Annotated in this window: 1 pseudogene; it reads right to left on the bottom strand. The window is 63.7% G+C overall.

What is annotated here, in order from left to right:
* A pseudogene (locus Q0897_RS16065) lies at window positions 1-444 on the bottom strand (IS5 family transposase); the annotation flags it as partial.
* Window positions 445-452 lie beyond the last annotated feature (8 nt).

Here is a 452-nt window from a genome sequence, read left to right as displayed (position 1 = left end):
AGGGTCGCGCCTTCGGGTATAGCCTCGATGAGTGCGTCGGCCTCGCAGGCATCGTAGACCTGACCAGCGGCCAGCCTCAAGCCGAGAGGGCGTCCGTCAACCTCGACAAGAGCGTGGAGTTTGCTGATGAGGCCGCCCCGGGAACGTCCCATGCCACGATTGCAGCTCCCCCTTTTTGCCCGTCGCACCATGTCGGTGAACGCGCACACAGGTGGAATCGATCATCACCAACTCGCCATTGAAATCAGCGGAAACCGCCGTTGGCAGCCGGTCCCAGACCCCGGCTTTGCGCCAGCGAACGAACCGACTGTAACAGGTCGTCGGTGACCCGTAGCGCCCCAGGATTTCCGCCCATGTCGCAACGGACCGGAAGCGCCACATGATTCCGTTAAGCACCCGCCGGTCATCCACCCGGGGAACACCGCGCGGCTTGTCGGGCAACAAAGGCGCGA

Origin of the sequence: uncultured Croceicoccus sp. (assembly GCF_947496385.1) — a bacterium.
Classification (GTDB): domain Bacteria; phylum Pseudomonadota; class Alphaproteobacteria; order Sphingomonadales; family Sphingomonadaceae; genus Croceicoccus.
This window is presented reverse-complemented; position numbering and strand designations above follow the sequence as displayed.